The sequence below is a fragment of the Rhodococcus sp. RD6.2 genome (assembly GCF_001040705.1).
Lineage (GTDB): Bacteria > Actinomycetota > Actinomycetes > Mycobacteriales > Mycobacteriaceae > Rhodococcus_G.
In genome coordinates, this window is record NZ_CVQP01000002.1 from 141257 (window position 1) to 156830 (window position 15574).

Sequence of the window (15574 nt, forward strand, 5' to 3'; positions counted from 1 at the left end):
AGACTAGGTGTGGGCACCGACATCACTCAGGACGACGTCGCGGCCCGGTGCTTCTTCGCCAGTGCCTTGTAGCCCTCGGCGTTGAACTCGATATGACGGACCTCCTCGTCGGTGAGTTCGCGGCGCACCTTCGCCGGAACTCCCGCCACCAGGGACCGCGGCGGGACAACGGTGCCCTCGAGGATCACGGCCCCCGCGGCGACGAGGCAATTCGCGCCGAGCGTGGCACCGTTGAGTACCACCGCGCCCATCCCGATCAGGGAGGCGTCACCGATCGTGCAGCCGTGCACCACAGCGTTGTGTCCGACGCTGACGTTCGCGCCGACCGACAGCGGGAACCCGGGATCGGAATGCATCGACACGTTGTCCTGGACGTTGGTTCCCGCGCCGATGCTGATCGAGTCGGCGTCGCCGCGCACGACCGCGCCGTACCAGACGCTGGCGTCCTCCCCGAGGGTGACGTCGCCGATCACGGCGGCGGTCGGGGCCAGCCAGGCCGAGTCGGCGATGCGCGGCGTCGCGCCGTCGTCGAAGGACACCACGGTCGGTCCGGTCATGTCACGCTCCTGTTCGTCGGAAAGTGGGTCGACCCTATCGACCCCGACGACGGCAGGGACACCGGCCGTCCCGAGGCAGCGACACCGGCCCCCGACGGCAGCGGCCCCCGACCTGTGACAGGTCGGGGGCCGCTCGGTGTCCGTGGGACGGTCAGTGACCGCCGACGATCTCGGCGAGGGTGCCTGCACCCTCGTTGCCGGACTTGTCGGACTCGTGACGATCGGTGGCCGGGCCCGCGTCGACGGGGACGTCGACGGTGATGTCGCCGGCCCGCTCGAAGCTGAACGTGACCGGGAGCGTGAGGCCGGGGTAGACGTCCTGGCCGATGTCGTTGAGCGTCACCAGGATGATCTTCGACTCGATCTCCTCGCCCTCGTCGACGACGGTGGCGTCGACGGTGCCGGCTGCGAGCGCGGTCTGCGGCGGGATGATCCGATCGCCCGGCTCACCCGCGATGGTCACGGACGCGGCCTTGTCGGTCGTGATCTTGGTCAGGCGCTCGGCCTGGTATTCGCTCTCGTTGATCGCGGTGAACGCGAGCGCAACGGTGCCACCCGGCTCGAGGCTGTACTCCTCGCTGTTCGGGTAGACGACGTGCACGTTGCGCAGCGAGATGTCGCCCTGGTTCGCGTAATTGCCGTTGACGGCGGAAACCTGGGTGGCGGTCTGGGTGATCTGTCCCGCGCTGCAGGCGGACAGCGAGATGGCAGCTGCTGCAGCCAGGGCAACGGCGGTGGCGACTCGGCGAGTCGACGCATTGAGTGCTGTCACGGGGTGTCCTCCACGGCGTCGGGTCGTAACAACTAGGCAGAGTAGTAGTCATCGCGCGGGCGGGCGTCCCCGGGTCGACGTTCGGGCCGTACGTGTCGCCCGCGGAACGGCTCGAAAGGCGTTCCGGGCGCCTGCCCGACCGCCCCGCCGATGCATGTTCGTGACCTGGTGTCAACCCCCGTTATCTTCGCTCTGCGCGTCTGACCAGCGACGTTGGAACCGCCCCTTGTGGAACCCGTGATAAACTGGGCAGATCGAAAGGGGCACGGGACAGATGATTTTCAAGGTCGGAGACACCGTCGTATACCCCCATCACGGCGCGGCGTTGATCGAAGCAATCGAGACTCGCACCATCAAGGGTGAACAAAAGGAATATCTGGTACTGAAGGTCGCCCAGGGCGATCTCACCGTCCGGGTCCCCGCAGACAACGCCGAGTACGTCGGCGTTCGTGACGTCGTCGGTCAGGAAGGCCTCGACAAGGTCTTCCAGGTGCTGCGTGCACCGCACACCGAGGAACCCACCAACTGGTCACGGCGGTACAAGGCGAATCTGGAGAAGCTGGCCTCCGGCGACGTGAACAAGGTGGCAGAGGTCGTTCGTGACCTGTGGCGCCGGGAGCAGGATCGTGGCCTGTCCGCAGGTGAGAAGCGGATGCTGGCGAAGGCTCGTCAGATCCTCGTCGGTGAGTTGGCGCTCGCCGAGGGCACCGACGACGCGAAGGCCGAGATCATCCTCGACGAGGTTCTCGCGGCAGCGTCCTGACGGCCGCGACAGCATTCGATAACAGATGAACATCGTGAACGACCCGGTCGACGCGCGCAGCGGTGGCCGGGTCGTTGCATTGGTGCCCGCGGCCGGGCAGGGAACTCGCCTGGGTGAGGGCATACCCAAGGCCTTCGTGGCACTGCGCGGCCGGACCCTGCTGGAGCGTGCGGTCACCGGTCTGCTCGACTCCGGGGTGGTCGACGAGGTCGTGGTGATCGTGCCGGAGGAGCGTGTCGACGAGGTTCGCGCGGACCTTCCCGCCGGTGTCTCCGTGGTGGCCGGGGGAGCGGAGCGAACGGATTCGGTTCGTGCGGGAATCGAGGCGGCCCCGGACGCCGACCTGCTGCTCGTACACGACGCCGCCCGCGCGCTCACGCCGCCGGCACTGATCGCCAGGGTAGTCGCAGAACTGCGGGCCGGACGCGAGGCCGTCGTGCCCGCGCTGCCCGTCACGGACACGATCAAGACGGTCGATCTTCTCGGCGTCGTCGTCGCGACGCCCGAGCGGTCGGAACTGCGGGCCGTGCAGACTCCACAGGGGTTCGACGCCGTGCTGCTGCGCCGCGCCTACGCGGGATCCGACGTCGCCGCGACCGACGACGCCGGACTCGTCGAGAGGGTCGGAGCGAAGGTCCGCACCATCGCGGGCGATCCCCTCGCCTTCAAGATCACCACTCCGCTCGACCTCGCGTTGGCGCGGGCGTTGACGGACCCGGACACGAACGAATAGGAGTCACACGCCGTGCGAGTGGGCATCGGGACGGACGTCCATCCGATCGAGGCAGGTCGGCCGTGCTGGGTGGCGGGACTGCTGTTCGAGGGAGAGGACGGCTGCTCCGGACACTCCGACGGCGACGTGGCCGCGCACGCGTTGTGCGACGCCCTGTTGTCGGCGGCAGGTCTCGGCGACCTCGGTTCCGTGTTCGGCACCGGACGGCCGGAGTGGTCGGGTGCCAGTGGTGCGACGCTGCTCGCGGAGGTGCGCCGACTGCTCGAGGTGAACGGTTTCGCCGTGGGCAACGGTGCCGTCCAGGTGATCGGCAATCGGCCGAAGATCGGTCCCCGCCGCGTCGAGGCGCAGGAGGCGCTGTCGGCTGTCCTCGGGGCGCCGGTGTCGGTGTCCGCGACGACGACCGACGGTCTCGGATTGACCGGTCGGGGTGAGGGCATCGCCGCGGTTGCCACCGCGCTGGTCTTCCCTGCCCCTGCGGACCGGTAAGATCGCACGTCGTGACCCTGCGACTCTTCGACACCGAAACGCGGGCCCTGCGTGAGTTCGTTCCGCTGGTCCCCGGCCACGCGTCGATCTATCTCTGTGGGGCAACCGTGCAGGGGGAGCCGCACATCGGCCACGTCCGCAGCGGTGTCGCGTTCGACGTGCTGCGCCGGTGGTTGGCCGCGCACGACCTGGACGTGGCGTTCGTCCGCAATGTCACCGACATCGACGACAAGATCCTGAACAAGGCCGCGGATGCCGGCCGTCCCTGGTGGGAGTGGGCCGCCACCTACGAGCGGTCGTTCACGTGGGCTTACGACCAGCTCGGGGTGTTGCCGCCGTCGGCGGAGCCGCGAGCGACCGGGCACATCACCCAGATGGTCGAGCTGATGCAGCGCCTCATCGACGCCGGGCACGCGTACGCGGCGGCAGGCGACGTCTATTTCGACGTGCTGAGCTGGCAGAAGTACGGCGCGCTGTCCGGACACAAGCTGGACGACGTGCACCAGGGCGAGAGCGCTGCCGAGGGCAAGCGCGACCCCCGCGACTTCACGCTGTGGAAGGCGGAGAAGCCGGGTGAACCGTCGTGGCCGACGCCGTGGGGTCGCGGCAGGCCGGGCTGGCACCTCGAGTGCTCCGCGATGGCCGAGGCGTATCTCGGTGGCGAGTTCGACATCCACTGCGGTGGTCTCGACCTGGTGTTCCCGCATCACGAGAACGAACTGGCGCAGTCGCGCGCCGCGGGTGACGGGTTCGCGCGGTACTGGCTGCACAACGGCTGGGTCACCATGGGCGGCGAGAAGATGTCGAAGTCGCTCGGCAACGTGCTTTCGGTGCCGAACGTCCTCAAACGTGTACGGCCGCAGGAACTCCGGTTCTATCTCGGCGGCGCCCACTACCGGTCGATGCTCGAGTACTCCGATCACGCGCTCGACGTCGCGGCCGAAACGTATCGAGGCATCGAGTCCTTCGTGCTCAAGACGGCCGAGCGGGCGGGGCAGGTTCCGGTCGGGACCTGGACGGACGCGTTCGCCGCGGCACTGGACGACGATCTCGGCGTCCCGAAGGCGCTCGCCGAGATCCACGGCCGTCAACGCGAGGGAAACCGCGCGCTGGCCGCGGGCGACCTCGACACCGCTGTCGTCATCGCGGGACAGGTCCGCGCGATGATGGGCATCCTCGGCGTCGATCCTCTCGATCCGCACTGGGCCGCGGGGTCGACGGATGCGTCTGCCGCGCACGCGGCGCTCGATGTGCTGGTGCAGTCCAGTCTGGAAGCGCGTCAGCAGGCCAAGGCGGACAAGGACTGGGCGACCGCCGACGCCATCCGGGACCGGCTCGCCACGGCGGGCATTGCGGTCACCGACACCGCGGGCGGACCCGAGTGGTCCCTCGAGAAAAACCACGACGAAGCAGGGTAGACATGGCAGGCAATTCGAGCAGGCGCGGCGCAGTTCGCAAGTCCGGTACCAAGAAGGGCCAGGTCACCGGGTCCGGCGGCAAGGGCAGGCGCAGCCTCGAAGGTCGCGGCGCGACCCCGCCCGCCGTCGAGCGGACCAAGCATCCCGCCGCGAAGCGTGCCCGGGCGGCCGAGAAGGCAGCTGCCTCGGGACGCCCCGGCGGCAGCGCTCCGCGTGGCCGTGGCGGGTCCCCGCGCAAGGGTGAGGCAGGGCCGGAGAACGTCCTGGGGCGCAACCCCGTGCTGGAGTGTCTGCGGGCCGGGGTTCCCGCGACCGCGCTGTACGTGGCGGTCGGCACCGAGAACGACGACCGACTCTCGGAGAGCGTGCAGATCGCGGCGGACAACGGTATTTCGATCCTGGAGGTGCCGCGCACCGATCTGGACCGGATGAGCGCCAACGGGCTGCACCAGGGTGTCGCGCTGCAGGTCCCGCCGTTCCGGTACGCGCATCCCGACGACCTGATCGCCAACGCCCGCACGCAGCAGCAGCCTGCGCTGCTGGTGGCGCTGGACAACATCACCGATCCCCGCAATCTCGGTGCCGTGGTGCGTTCGGTCGCCGCGTTCGGCGGTCACGGTGTCGTGATCCCGCAGCGCCGGAGCGCGTCGGTGACGGCGGTCGCGTGGCGCACCAGCGCGGGCGCCGCAGCCCGGCTGCCGATCGCGCAGGCCACCAACCTCACCCGCACCCTGAAGGACTGGGCTGCGAAGGGTGTGCAGATCGTGGGTCTCGACGCAGGCGGTGACACCACCCTCGACGAGTACGACGGCTCCGGTCCTGTTGTTGTCGTCGTCGGATCCGAGGGCAAGGGGCTCTCGCGGCTCGTGCGCGAAACGTGCGACACGATCCTGAGCATCCCGATGGCCGGTCCGGTCGAGTCGCTCAATGCTTCCGTCGCGGCGGGTGTCGTCCTCGCTGACATCGCGCGTCAGCGCCGCTGACGCGCCCGTGCGTGGTTGTCACCCCACCGGGGTGACAACCACGCAGGGCTCGTGACCTGCGAGAACCGGATCACATCGCCGGGGGCCAGTTGCGCCGCCGCGCTCAGGTCGTCGTCGACGACGACCGCGATCACCGGGTAGCCGCCGGTCACCGGGTGGTCGGCGAGGAACAGGACCGGCTGCCCGCTGCTCGGTACCTGCAGTGCTCCCGGAACCATGCCCTCGCTCGGCATCTCGGTGGTGTCGGATCGCGTCAGGGCACACGAACCGGCGAGCCGGGCTCCCACCCTGTTCGTGTCCGGGGTCACCGTCCATTCCTGATCGGTCAGGACGCGGAGGGAGTCGGCGTCGAACATGGTGTGGCGCGGGCCGATTCGGACTCGAAGCACGACGGGACGGAGCCGCGCGGGCGGCGGCGGAGCGAGTTCCGTCGCGGGCCACTCGCTCCGTTCCTCGCCGATCGGCAGCCGGTCTCCGGGCCGTACCGGGTCGGGGCCGAGTCCGGCGAGGGTGTCGGTGGCGCGACTGCCGAGTACCCGCGGCACGTCGATGCCGCCGCGCACCGCAAGGTAGCTTCGGAGTCCGTCCGTCGGGTGTCCGACGGTGAGCTCGTCGCCGGCTCCGAGATGGAGTGTGCAGTAGTCGGGTACGTCGATTCCGTTGACGGACAACCGAACACGTGCACCTGTCGCGGCGGCCGTCACGCTCCCGGTGGCGCGGACACGGAGCCCGCCCAGCGTGACTTCCAGGGTTGCGGCTCCGGGCGCGTTGCCCACCAGACGGTTGGCGGCATCGTGCGCGGCGAGGTCGGCGGCCCCGGATCGCCCAACGCCGAGGTGCGCGAATCCGGGCCGGCCCCGGTCCTGCACCAAGACCAGGGCCCCGACGCGCTGCACCTCGAGCCAGTTCACGAAACCCATTGTCGCGCACCTCGCCGAGGGTGCCCATTGCCGACGCGTCCACTCGTGTGTCGCGCCGGCGGGTGCACGCCCGGTGCGGTCGTGTCGTGCGTCGTACCATCGCCGCATGCTGACAGCCACCCTCTACGGACTCGGTACGGCCCTGCCGATGCTGATCGGTGCCGTGGTCGGGTTGCGCTACGACCTGCCGCGTCCGGCGCTGGCCGGGCTGATGGCATTCGGTGCGGGCGCGATGGTCGCGGCCGTGTCCACCGAGCTGTTCCAACCGGCGTTCGAAGCGGAAGGGGTTGTCGTTGCGGGCGTCGCTCTCATGCTGGGCGCCCTCGTCTACGTCGTCGCCGACCACCTGATCGAGAACCGTCTCGGCCCGGCCGCTCTGGGGTGGGCGCTGATGCTCGGCGCACTGCTCGACGGAATTCCGGAGAACACCGCACTCGGTGTCTCACTGAGCGCGGAAGGGGGACTCGTTCTCCTGGTGGCGATCGCGGTGGGCAACGTGCCCGAAGCGGTGGCCGGTGCGGCGTCGATGCGTACCCAGCCGAACTTCGATGCCCGCCGGGCGCGGCTGCTGTGGGTGGTGACAGCCGTCGTCCTGGTGCTGGTCGTGGTCGCCGCGAATGCGGCGGCGGATTCGATCCAGCCGCAGCAGATTGCGGTGATCCAGGCGTTCGCCGGTGGCGCGACGATCGCGGTCCTCGCGGATTCGTTGATGCCCGAGGCGTACCGGGAGGGCGGTTGGTGGGTCGGTATCTCGACCGCGGCCGGTTTCCTCGTCGCGTTCGCGCTCGGCGGCTGATCCGGGGCGCCTCGACCGCAGGTGCGCACGCGGTGGGGTCAGACGGCGCGGAATCGGACACCGACACCCGGTCGCAGCAGCGCGGGCGGATCGCGGTCGGTGTCCCACAGGCTGACGTCGGTGCTGCCGATCAGTTGCCACCCGCCGGGGGAGGAGCGGGGGTAGATGCCGGAGAACCCGCCTGCGAGCCCGACCGACCCCGATGGTACGGACGTGCGCGGACTCGACCTCCTCGGCACGTGCAGTGACTCCGGTCCACCGACGAGATACCCGAACCCGGGAGCGAATCCGGCGAACGCCACCGTCCAGTCGGCCCCGGTGTGCGCGGCGATCACACCGGCGACGCCGAGCCCGGTGAGGTCGCCAACCTCCTCGAGGTCGGGGCCGTCGTAGTGGACACCGATGTCGATGGCGTCGGCGCGAACCCCCTCGGCCGTGTCGACGGGTCGGATGTCGCGGAGCCACGCCCGCACGGACTCGCGGTTCGTGACCCGTCGATCGAAGCGGACCAGAATCGTCCGGGCCGCAGGCACGATGTCGTCGATACCGTCAGGGCGGGACGAGTCCAGGGCGCGGAACGCGGCGAGAACGGCGTCGAGGGTGCCGAATTCGACGAGCACCGCGCCGTCACCGACGTCGAGGACACGCATCACACGAAGGGGGCGAGGTCGACTCCCGCCGCGGCGAGCAGGTCGCGGATCGCGACGGTCATCGCGACGGCATCCGGGGTGTCGCCGTGGACGCAGACCGATTCGGGTCGGGTGGCGACGACGGTGCCGTCGACGGCGTCGACCCGACCGTCCTCGACCATCCGAAGGACACGCGCCGCGACGAGGTCGGGGTCGGTGAGCACGGCGCCGGGCTGGGTGCGCGGGACGAGTTCGCCGGTCGGGAGGTAGCCGCGGTCGGCGAACGCCTCGGCGACGGTGCGCAGGCCCGCGGCCTCCGCTTCGGCGAAGAAGACCGACCCGGGCAGTCCGAGGACGGGCAGGGTGGGGTCGTAGGCGACGATGGCGGCGACGACGGCCTTCGCCTGCTCCCGGTGGTGCACGATCGTGTTGTAGAGCGCCCCGTGCGGTTTGACGTACCCGACCGCCGACCCCGACGCCTGGGCGAGGCCGTCGAGGGCGCCGATCTGATAGATCACCTCGGCGGTCAGGTCGGCGGAGGAGATGTTGACGAAGCGGCGTCCGAACCCGGCGAGGTCGCGGTAGCCGACTTGCGCGCCGATCCGCACGGCGCGATCCGCGGCGCCGCGACAGGTCGCGAGCAGCGTCGCCGGGTCGCCCGCATGGAATCCACAGGCGACGTTGGCACTGGTCACCAGCGTCAGCATCGCCTCGTCGTCGCCGAGTCGCCAGGCGCCGAAGCTCTCACCGAGGTCACTGTTCAGGTCGATGGCCACGACCCCAGACTAGGCCGCCGCGACGGCAAGCCTCCCCGCACAACAGGCCGCCCCGAATCAGGCCGCGACGAGCCGCCCCGCACATCAGGCCGCGACGAGCCGCCCCGCACATCAGGCCGCGACGAGCCGCCCCGACACATCAGGCCGCGACGAGCCGCCCCGACACATCAGGCCGCGACGAGCCGCCCCGAGTGCGCGCGGCGCCGCGACCCGATGAGGCGGCAGATCAGGTAGATCACGAACGAGATGGTCGTGACGAATGTCGACACCGGCACGCCGGGGGCGAGGGACAGCACGATTCCGCCGACCGCGGCGAGTTCGGCGAACAGGATCGCCAGCAGGGTGGTTTTCAGTGGGCTGGAGGTGACGCGGGCGGCCGCGGCTGCCGGGGTGATGAGCAGCGACAGCACCAGCAGCGCGCCGACGATCTGCACGCCGAGGGCGGCGGCGACTCCGACGAGCACCGCGAACACCAGCGACAGTCCGCGGATCGGGACGCCGCGGGCCCGCGCGACGTCGGGGTCGGTGCTGGCGAACAGCAGCGGCCGGTACACGACCGCGAGGACGGCGAGAACGACCACCGCGCACACCAACAGCAGTTGCAGTCCCTCGTTGCCGACGCCGACGATCTGGCCGACGAGCAGGGAGAAACTGGTGCCGGTGCGGCCCGGGTAGAGCCACATGAACAGGACGGACAGGCCGAGACCGAACGACATGATGACACCGATGACGGAGTCCCGTTCACGGGCCTTGCTGCCGAGCAGCGCGAAAAGCACTGCGGCGACGACGGATCCGATGATGGCACCGACGCCGACGCTGATGCCTGCGAGGAGGGCGGCGGACGCGCCGGTCAGCGACAGTTCGCTCGTTCCGTGCACCGCGAAGGACATCTGCCTGCTGATGATGAGCGGACCGATGGCACCCGCGAGGAGCCCGAGAATCGCGGCGGCGAGGATCGCCTGCTGGACGAAGTCGTACTGGAGCAGATCGAGAGTCGTCTGCCAGTCGAGCATGTTGCCGAGCGCCTCGGACAGTTTGTCGTTCATGCGTGGTCCTCGTGGTGTGCGCAGTCGGTGCTCAGTTCGCCCGCGCCGCCGAGCGCGTCGATGGCGTCACCGGTACCGACGACGACGAGTCGGTCACGGACGCGCAGCACCTCGACCTCGGTTCGGTACAGCTCGGAGAGCACCGCGGAGGTCATCACCTCTGCGGCGGTACCGATGCGGAAGCGTCCGTCCACGAGGTACAGGACGCGGTCGACGAGCGGCAGGATCGGGTTGATCTCGTGGGTGACGAACAGGACCGCGGTGTCGTGGCTGCGGCGCCGGGCGTCGATGAGGTCGGCGACGCGTCGCTGGTTCGCGAGGTCGAGGCTCAGGAGCGGTTCGTCGCACAGCAGGACGCTGGGGTCGCCGACGAGTGCCTGTGCGACGCGCAGTCGCTGCTGCTCACCTCCGGACAGGGCGCCGATCGGCGCGCCCGCATACGACTGCGCTCCGACCTCGGCGATGGCAGCGTCGATGATGGCGTTTCTGGCGCGTCGACCACGAAATCCGAGGCCCCAACGGTGTCCGTCGACGCCGAGTCCGACGAGGTCGCGGCCGCGCAGCGGCAGTCCCTCGTCCATCGTCTTCTGCTGCGGGATGTAGCCGATGTGCGGGTTTCCCGCGCGGACGGGTTCACCGGCGATGCGAGCGGTCCCGGACGTCAGCGGCACCTGCCCGAGCAACATCTTCAGCAGCGAGGTCTTGCCGGACCCGTTGGGGCCGAGGACCGCGACGAATTCGCCTGGCGCGACGTCCAGGTCGAGTCCCGACCACAGGGTGCGGGGTCCGTAGGACAGTTCGGCGCCCTGCAGGGCGACCGTGGGTGTCGCGGTCACTCGGACGCCTCGACGGATGTGCCGTCGAGGGCGGCGGCGAGCTGCTCGGCGATCGAGACCTGCCACTGCACGTAGTCGACGCCTTCGGGCAGGGTTTCGGTGACCTCGACGACGGGGATGCCCGCTGCTTCGGCGGCCGAGCGCATGTCGCGGGTGACCTTGTCCTCGGTCTGGCTGTTGTAGACGAGGACGGCAACCTGCTTGGCGCTCATCAGGTCCCGGGTCGCGGCGATCGCGGCGGGCGGCGGGTCGTTGCCCTCCTCGATCGCGCGGGTGAAGTCCTCGGGGGTGCGGTCGTCGAGTCCTGCAGCCGCGAGCAGGTAGTAGGCGGTGGGCTCGGTCTGGGCGACCGGCGTATGCGGGTGCTTCGCGGCGACGTCGGCGGTGATGGCGGACACGTCGTGCAGTTTCCCGTGGAACGCCTCGGCGTTCGCGGTGTAGGCGTCGGCGTTGGCGGGGTCGAGTGCGCTCAGTTCGGCTGCGATCGCGTGCGCGACGGTGTCGACGGTGGCGACATCGTACCAGACATGTTCGTTGACGCCGCCGTGGCTGTGACCGTGACCCGCGTGCGAGTCGGCGTCCTCTGTCGCATCGTGCTCGGCCGCTCCGGTTGCTGCCGTGTCCATTTCGGCTTCGTGGTGGTGCCCGGCATGCAGGTCGGATTCCGCGCCGTGCAGTTCGAAGGCGTTGACGGTCGGCTTGTCGCCCTCGGCCGCGAGGATGTCGTCGATGAACTCGTCGTAGCCGCCCCCGTTGTAGACGACGAGGTCGGCATCGGTGACGTCGGCGGCGTTGCGCGGGCTGGCCTCGTACGAGTGTGGATCGGCGGAGGGTTCGGTGATGATCGCGGTCACGTCGGCACGGTCGCCCGCGACGGCGGCGGCGACGGATCCCCACACGTTGGTCGAGGCAACGACGCTGATGCGACCGTCGTCGGCGGCGTCGGAGGTGGCGCTGCAGCCGGCGAGAACCAGCGCGGTGGCCATGGTCAGCCCCACTGTCACCGCGGTCGCGCGTCCGGTTCGTCGGTGACGACGGGTGTGGGCACGGCGACGTGCGTGGGGTGCGAGGGGCATGGCGTAAATCTTAATGGAAACCGTTTCCGTTGTACATTGGCGGGGTCGTGCTTTCGATCACGCAGGGCACCCAGTACCGTCCCGATATGCCCCGCTCCGGTCATCCGCGTCGTCAGGCGACACTGGCGTCCCTGGCCGCCGAGTTGAAGGTCTCCCGCACGACCGTCTCGAATGCGTACAACCGGCCAGACCAGTTGTCCGCCGAACTCCGCACCCGGGTTCTCGAAGCGGCCAAGCGTCGCGGCTACCCCGGTCCCGACCCGGTCGCGCGCTCACTGCGCACCCGGAAGGCGGGCGCGGTCGGTCTCCTGCTCACCGAGGCGCTCAGCTACTCGTTCCGAGACCCCGCGGCGACGAGCTTCGTCGCCGGGCTCAGCGAATCGTGCGAGGAGGTCGGACAGGGGTTGCTGCTCATTCCCGCCGGCCCCGGACGCGACGACGTCGAGGCGGCGGCCGTCGTCCAACAGGCCGGAGTGGACGGGTTCGTCGTCTACTCCGTAGCCGACGACGACCCGTATCTCGCCGCCGTCCTCGAACGGCGACTGCCCATGGTCGTGTGCGACCAGCCTCGCGAGATCGAGGGTGCGTCACTGGTCGGCATCGACGACCGCGGCGCGATGCGGGAACTCGCCGACTACCTGCTCGCTCTCGGGCACACGCGCATCGGGGTGCTGTGTATGCGCCTGGGGCACGACGCCCGAGACGGCCGGGCCGACGCCGAACGCTTGCAGTCCCCGCATTTCCACGTGCAGCGCGAGCGCATCGCGGGGGTGCAGGACGCGATGCTGGCCGTCGGTCTCGACCCGGCGACGTTGACGGTCGTGGAGAGTTCCGAGCACACGGTGAATGCGGGCCATGCGGCCGCGGAACGCACGTTCGCGATCAACCCCGACATCACGGCGCTGATCTGTACGACCGACGTACTGGCGCTCGGTGCACGGGAATTCGCGCGGTGGCGCGGCATCGACGTGCCCTCCGAGTTGTCCGTGACCGGTTTCGACGGCGTTCCCGAGGCACTCGCGACGGGTCTGACAACAGTGCGTCAGCCGGCCGAGGAGAAGGGACGCCGAGCAGGCGCGCTGCTGCTGCGCGACTCGCATTCTGGTGTCCCGAGCGTCGAGATCCTCGACACGGAACTAATTCGCGGGCACACCGCCGCCCCGCCCCGCACCTGGCAGCGGGGCCCGGCGGAATAGGCGCCACGAGCTGCGCCCCCCTTACGGGGGACGCAGCTGCCTAGCTCAGAAGCTGGGCGCAGCGGAGCAGGCCGATGTGGCTGTACGCCTGCGGGTGATTGCCCAGCGAGCGTTCGGCGACCGGGTCGTACTCCTCCGCGAGCAGTCCGGTCGGGCCCGCCGCGGCGACCAGCTGCGCGAACAGGGCTTCGGCGTCGGCGCGCTGCCCGATCAGCAGGTATGCCTCGACGAGCCAGGCCGCACAGAGATGGAACCCACCCTCGCCGCCGGGCAGGCCGTCGTCGTGGTGGTACCGGTACACCGTTGCACCGCTGCGCAATTCGGCCTCGGTGGCGGTGACGGTCGCCGCGAATCGCGGATCGGACGGGTCGATCAGCCCCGACAGCCCGATGTAGAGGGTCGCGGCGTCGAGGTCGGTGCCGTCGTACGCGGCGGTGAACGAGTTGGCGCGGTCACTCCAGCCCCGGTCCCGGACCTCGTCGGAGATCTCGCGCCTGAGCGCCGCCCAACCGGTCCCGGCGTCGCGCCCGAACTCGGCGGCCAGGGCCAGGGCTCGGTCCACCGTCACCCAGCACATGACCTTCGAGTACACGTGGTGACGCGGGTTCCCGCGGATCTCCCAGATGCCGTTGTCGGGTTCGGACCAGCGGCGTTCCACCGCGGATACCATGGCCAGCACCAGGTTCCAGTCCCGGTCCGTCAGCGCCTCTGTGATGCCCTTGTCGCGGCGGGCATGCGCCAGATGCGCGATGAGTTCGACGATCGGCCCGAACACATCCAGCTGGACCTGCGAGTTCGCGGCGTTGCCGACGCGGACAGGCCGCGAACCTCCGTATCCGGGGAGTGAGTCGATGACGGCCTCGGGCGGCAGGTTGGAGCCCTGGATCGTGTACAGCGGATGCAGGCGTTCCGGCCCGGGCAACGTGTCGAGGACGCGGTGCACCCATTCGAGGAACGCCTCCGCCTCGCCGAGCGACCCGAGTGCCACGAGGGCCGAGGCGGTCATCGACGCGTCACGCAGCCAGCAGTAGCGGTAGTCCCAGTTGCGGACACCGCCGAGATCCTCCGGCAGGGACGTGGTCGCGGCGGCCAGGATCGACCCCGAGTCGGCGTGGACGAGCCCGCGCAGCGTCAACGCCGACCGCTTCATCAGTCCGGTCTTGCGGGAGGGCAGCGTCAGGCCGTCCGCCCAGTCCCGCCAGTACGCCTCCGCCTCGCCGCGGCGCTCGGCTTCCGGCGTGACCGACGGCGTCAGGTCGGCCGTGCCGCACCGTAGTTCGAGAATGACGGGACCGTCGCTCGGATCGACGACGGCGTGCGCGGTCTGCTGGACGCCGTCGCTGGTGATCTCCCAGGCGACGCCCGGCGATCGGAGGACCATCGGGTCGTTGGACCCGTACACCCGCAGGCCGTCCTCCTCCTGCTCGAGGTGGATCTGGACCTGACCGAACTCGGGACGCGGCGCGAACGTCACGACCGCCTTCGCGCGGCCGGTGATGACGCGAGTCAGTTCGGTGCGCCCGGTGGGGACGTCGTGCGGCAGGTAGTCGGTGACCTGCAGGCTCGCCCAGCTGGTCCGGACCGTCATCGTGCCGTCGACGTATCGCTGGCTCAGGGGCAGGCCGGCACGGTGCGGCTCGATGCTGAAGTGGCCGGCGCCGACGCCCCCGAGGAGGTGCGCGAACACGGCGGCGGAGTCGGGTTCCGGATGACACAGCCAGGTGACGGACGCGTCGGGTGTCAGCAGGGCGACGGTCCGCGGGTTGGCGAGCATCGACAGCCGCTCGATCGGGGGCGCGTTCTCGCCGTGCAGCCAGGTGCGCCGCTCCTCGAGGAGGAAGGCGAGTGCGGTGCCGACGTCCTCGGTGTTGTCGATGCGGAACTCGGCAAGTGAGTCCCCGGGGCCGATCTTGACGCCGATGTCGGGACCCTGCAGGCGTGCGAACGCCTTCTCGTCGGTGACGTCGTCGCCGAAGAACACGGCTGCGGCCGCACCTTCCCGGTGCCGCAGGATGTCCAGGGCCTCGCCCTTGTCGGTGACGATCACGGCGAGTTCGATGACGGCCTTGCCCTCGGTCACCTGGACGCCGTTCCACTTGGCGGCGCCTTGCCGCACCCGCTCGAGGGCGCGCTCCCCGACGTCCGGGTCCGCGTTGCGCACGTGCAGCGCCGCGCTGGCCGGCTTCGTCTCGACGGCGACGCCGGGCGCCTCCTGGGCGATCGCCTGCAGTTCGGCGGTGACCTCGCGCAGCAACCTCTGGGCGTCGTCGCTGATCTCGTGGACGAATCCGACGTCGAACTCGGAGCCGTGGCTGCCCACGAGCTGTACCTCGACGGGGAGCCGCGAGAGCATCGCCAGGTCGCGCAGCGCACGACCGGAGATCACTGCGGACGTCGTCCCCGGGAGGATCGCCAGCGCGCGCATGGCACGCACCGCGTCCGCGTGGGGAAACGCCTTGGCTGGATCCGACACGATCGGCGCCATGGTGCCGTCGTAGTCGGACGCCACGAGAAGACGCGGCGTCCGCGCGATGGCGACGAGACGTCGTCGGAGCTCGACTGGTAGATCCTGCGCACTCACTGC

General features: G+C 70.0%; 16 protein-coding genes. 7 read left to right on the forward strand and 9 right to left on the reverse strand.

Annotation, left to right across the window (positions count from 1 at the left end):
- Positions 1-26: 26 nt before the first annotated feature.
- The gene (locus RHCRD62_RS05055; RefSeq protein WP_050063605.1) at positions 27-557 is read right to left on the reverse strand and encodes a gamma carbonic anhydrase family protein; all 531 of its coding nucleotides are present in this window, start codon (positions 555-557) and stop codon (positions 27-29) included.
- A gap of 151 nt (positions 558-708) precedes the next feature.
- A complete protein-coding gene (locus RHCRD62_RS05060; RefSeq protein WP_050063606.1) occupies positions 709-1329 on the reverse strand; it encodes a copper chaperone PCu(A)C domain-containing protein in 621 nt (206 codons plus the stop codon).
- 274 nt (positions 1330-1603) lie between these two features.
- Here RHCRD62_RS05060 and carD point away from each other — a divergent pair, with 274 nt between their 5' ends.
- Genes carD through rlmB form a run of 5 tightly spaced genes read left to right on the forward strand, consistent with a single transcriptional unit; the run spans position 1604 to position 5715 of the window.
- Entirely contained in the window at positions 1604-2092 is a 489-nt protein-coding gene (gene carD, locus RHCRD62_RS05065; protein WP_007528440.1) for an RNA polymerase-binding transcription factor CarD, read from the forward strand.
- A gap of 25 nt (positions 2093-2117) precedes the next feature.
- Positions 2118-2825, forward strand: coding sequence for a 2-C-methyl-D-erythritol 4-phosphate cytidylyltransferase (ispD, locus tag RHCRD62_RS05070; RefSeq protein WP_050063607.1), 708 nt, complete (start codon positions 2118-2120; stop codon positions 2823-2825).
- A gap of 12 nt (positions 2826-2837) precedes the next feature.
- Positions 2838-3314, forward strand: a complete 477-nt coding sequence (gene ispF / locus RHCRD62_RS05075) for a 2-C-methyl-D-erythritol 2,4-cyclodiphosphate synthase (RefSeq protein WP_050063608.1) — start codon at positions 2838-2840, stop codon at positions 3312-3314.
- A gap of 11 nt (positions 3315-3325) precedes the next feature.
- The gene (cysS, locus tag RHCRD62_RS05080; protein ID WP_050063609.1) at positions 3326-4732 is read left to right on the forward strand and encodes a cysteine--tRNA ligase; all 1407 of its coding nucleotides are present in this window, start codon (positions 3326-3328) and stop codon (positions 4730-4732) included.
- 2 nt (positions 4733-4734) lie between these two features.
- Entirely contained in the window at positions 4735-5715 is a 981-nt protein-coding gene (gene rlmB, locus RHCRD62_RS05085; RefSeq protein ID WP_050063610.1) for a 23S rRNA (guanosine(2251)-2'-O)-methyltransferase RlmB, read from the forward strand.
- Here rlmB and RHCRD62_RS05090 read toward each other — a convergent pair.
- Positions 5703-6626: a 5-oxoprolinase subunit C family protein gene (locus RHCRD62_RS05090; protein ID WP_172671009.1), complete on the reverse strand. Its 924-nt coding sequence runs from the start codon at positions 6624-6626 to the stop codon at positions 5703-5705. The genes rlmB and RHCRD62_RS05090 overlap by 13 nt on opposite strands.
- A gap of 115 nt (positions 6627-6741) precedes the next feature.
- On the opposite strand from RHCRD62_RS05090, the gene RHCRD62_RS05095 reads away from it, so the two are divergent.
- Positions 6742-7431: a ZIP family metal transporter gene (locus RHCRD62_RS05095; RefSeq protein ID WP_050063612.1), complete on the forward strand. Its 690-nt coding sequence runs from the start codon at positions 6742-6744 to the stop codon at positions 7429-7431.
- Positions 7432-7469: 38 nt separating this feature from the next.
- Here RHCRD62_RS05095 and RHCRD62_RS05100 read toward each other — a convergent pair whose 3' ends face one another.
- From RHCRD62_RS05100 to RHCRD62_RS05120, 5 genes are all read right to left on the reverse strand, one after another.
- Positions 7470-8081: a 5-oxoprolinase subunit B family protein gene (locus RHCRD62_RS05100; RefSeq protein WP_050063613.1), complete on the reverse strand. Its 612-nt coding sequence runs from the start codon at positions 8079-8081 to the stop codon at positions 7470-7472.
- The gene (locus RHCRD62_RS05105; RefSeq protein WP_050063614.1) at positions 8081-8836 is read right to left on the reverse strand and encodes a LamB/YcsF family protein; all 756 of its coding nucleotides are present in this window, start codon (positions 8834-8836) and stop codon (positions 8081-8083) included. The genes RHCRD62_RS05100 and RHCRD62_RS05105 overlap by 1 nt, the downstream gene beginning before the upstream one ends.
- A 167-nt stretch (positions 8837-9003) precedes the next feature.
- Positions 9004-9882 (reverse strand): metal ABC transporter permease, encoded by an 879-nt coding sequence (locus RHCRD62_RS05110; protein ID WP_050063615.1) that lies wholly within the window; start codon positions 9880-9882, stop codon positions 9004-9006.
- Positions 9879-10718, reverse strand: a complete 840-nt coding sequence (locus tag RHCRD62_RS05115; RefSeq protein WP_157050811.1) for a metal ABC transporter ATP-binding protein — start codon at positions 10716-10718, stop codon at positions 9879-9881. Before RHCRD62_RS05115 ends, RHCRD62_RS05110 begins: the two co-directional genes overlap by 4 nt.
- Positions 10715-11704, reverse strand: a complete 990-nt coding sequence (locus tag RHCRD62_RS05120; protein ID WP_050063700.1) for a metal ABC transporter solute-binding protein, Zn/Mn family — start codon at positions 11702-11704, stop codon at positions 10715-10717. The genes RHCRD62_RS05115 and RHCRD62_RS05120 overlap by 4 nt, the downstream gene beginning before the upstream one ends.
- A gap of 176 nt (positions 11705-11880) precedes the next feature.
- Between RHCRD62_RS05120 and RHCRD62_RS05125 the strand changes: the two genes are divergently transcribed.
- Positions 11881-12990 carry a LacI family DNA-binding transcriptional regulator gene (locus RHCRD62_RS05125; RefSeq protein ID WP_050063616.1) on the forward strand — a complete coding sequence of 370 codons (1110 nt, stop codon included), beginning with the start codon at positions 11881-11883 and terminating at the stop codon, positions 12988-12990.
- 40 nt (positions 12991-13030) lie between these two features.
- Here RHCRD62_RS05125 and otsB read toward each other — a convergent pair whose 3' ends face one another.
- On the reverse strand, positions 13031-15571 hold the full coding sequence (gene otsB / locus RHCRD62_RS05130) for a trehalose-phosphatase (protein WP_050063617.1): 2541 nt from the start codon (positions 15569-15571) through the stop codon (positions 13031-13033).
- Positions 15572-15574 lie beyond the last annotated feature (3 nt).